Raw genomic sequence first — 2,013 nt, forward strand, 5'->3', positions numbered from 1 at the left:
TCCTTAACTGTCAAAGTTTCTTCATTAATATATATAGACACTTTCACCAGTGCCATTTTTTCAAGGTTCAATTAAATTCAACTTATTAACAATACACATTATACCATATCTTTTTACTATTAAAAATAGATTCAAGAATTTTTATTTATCTAAAGGATAGGCACTGTTGCCAGTGCCAAAAATAAAAGATACGTTATTCTTCTAATTTTCTTGTAGGTGGGTTTTGATACTCTGTTTTGTTTTTCATCATAGACCAAATTATATTTACAAGCCTTCTTTGAACACATTTAAAAGCTTGCTTTGATGTTTTACCTTCTGATATTTTCTTTTTGTAATAATCATAAAAGATAGGATTTGTAATTCTTTTGTGCCTTCCTCCTGTATTGCAAAGAGTAACAGCGATTTTAAAGAGTATTCCGTTGAGCTTTCTGTTACCTCTTTCATTGGCAAACTGTAAATCTGTTTTACCTGATGAATAACTTACAGGACTAATTCCTGCATAACGTGATAACTTAGAAGCATTGGGGAAACGGTTAATGTCACCTATTTCATTTATAAGGTTAGCTGCTGTAATATCATCAATTCCCCTCATACTTTGAAGCTTGTAGCCAAATTGGGGAAGGAACTCCCTGATTAACTTTTCAACTTCTTTTGTCTCAGCAATTACAGTTTTTAATTCCTTTACTGTAGATATAATCATTTCATCAATGAATGCCTGATGTGGTATTTTTGAATAACTGTCTTTACTAACACAATCAAGAATAAGTTTTGCCTTTTTATCCTTATAAAACAGATGCTTGCTTTCTCTTTGAAACAATTCAACAATATCAACTTGTGTAACTCCTTCAAGCTTAGCTGGTGAAGGATATTTTTCAAAAAAGGCTAAACTACTTTTTGCATCAATGTTTGGAAACCACTTTTTATAACTTGGATAATGGTGCATAACATAATCGTGGAGTTGATTCTTTAATGCCATACCTGTTTTAATAAGTGAATTTCTACGTTTAACAAGCTTTGAAAGTGTCCAAAACTTATCATATGGATTGAATTGTGGAAGTAAATCAAGCCTGTTAATTAGAACTCTTGCGGCACATTCAGCATCAAAACTATCTGATTTATGAAGCGTATTTAAGGAGCTTCTTTCATGTGCCACAAGTGAAGAATTAACATGCTTAACACTATAACCTTTAGAATGAAGGTATACAGCAAGATTTCTTCCATATGCACTTACATCTTCAAGACCAAAAACAATTGAAATATCCTTTGACTTGTGCCTGTTTGCCCTGATTAAAAAATCTTCAAAGTCAGAAGATAAATTTTTAAAAGTAAACTCTGCAAGCTTTTCAAAGAAACAATTTAAAATAACAGCAGTATGAGTATCTTTATGACTATCAATGCCACAATAGACATACCTCATTTTAGGATGTTGAAACATTTTAAAACCTCACTTTCATATATAATTTTCAAAGTACTAAACCCTTTAAAACATCCCTAACAACAGCGTTATGACTAACTTTCAGCCATCGCATCAAATATTGAGTAATTAAGGGAAAGGCAAATATTACAGCCTTTGCAAAAGCTTTAATAATAGAGGACAAAATATCTAAAGTATTGAACTGTAAAAACAGAACTACAGGGAATATGTCAGTCCTTCCACTTTTAAAGCCTTTGCAAAAACTGTATATACTTTTATTAAAAACCTTATAATTTAACATAAAGGCAAGGAACTAATCGTCCCTGCCAAATAATAAATCAATAATATAAATGATGAAGTCCCAAAAATGCCTATAACTTGCATAACCTCTGTACTTCTTCCTATACCTGCTATACCTGCTCATACCTCTTACCTCCAACTCTTAAGCTACCTTGGAAACATAATCCCTAATAGCTTCAATAAACCTACTGCCATACTTATCCAACTTAGCTTGACCTACTCCTGAAATACCCTTCATAGCTTCTAAATCTAAAGGTAACTTTGAAGTCATATCTCTTAAACTAGCATCATGGAAAATA

At 31.8% G+C, this 2,013-nt stretch carries 3 protein-coding genes; all 3 read right to left on the bottom strand.

Annotated elements, in window-relative coordinates:
* Nucleotides 1-193: 193 nt before the first annotated feature.
* Nucleotides 194-1,435, bottom strand: a complete 1,242-nt coding sequence (locus RBH29_RS17480; protein WP_306698293.1) for an IS110 family RNA-guided transposase — start codon at nt 1,433-1,435, stop codon at nt 194-196.
* A gap of 28 nt (nt 1,436-1,463) precedes the next feature.
* Complete coding sequence (locus tag RBH29_RS17485; RefSeq protein ID WP_306698294.1) at nt 1,464-1,715, bottom strand: hypothetical protein; 252 nt, start codon at nt 1,713-1,715, stop codon at nt 1,464-1,466.
* A gap of 141 nt (nt 1,716-1,856) precedes the next feature.
* Nucleotides 1,857-2,012, bottom strand: coding sequence for an HRDC domain-containing protein (locus RBH29_RS17940; RefSeq protein WP_373463350.1), 156 nt, complete (start codon nt 2,010-2,012; stop codon nt 1,857-1,859).
* Nucleotide 2,013: the final 1 nt, after the last annotated feature.

The organism is Herbivorax alkaliphila, from assembly GCF_030848475.1.
Taxonomy (GTDB): Bacteria; Bacillota; Clostridia; order Acetivibrionales; family Acetivibrionaceae; genus Herbivorax.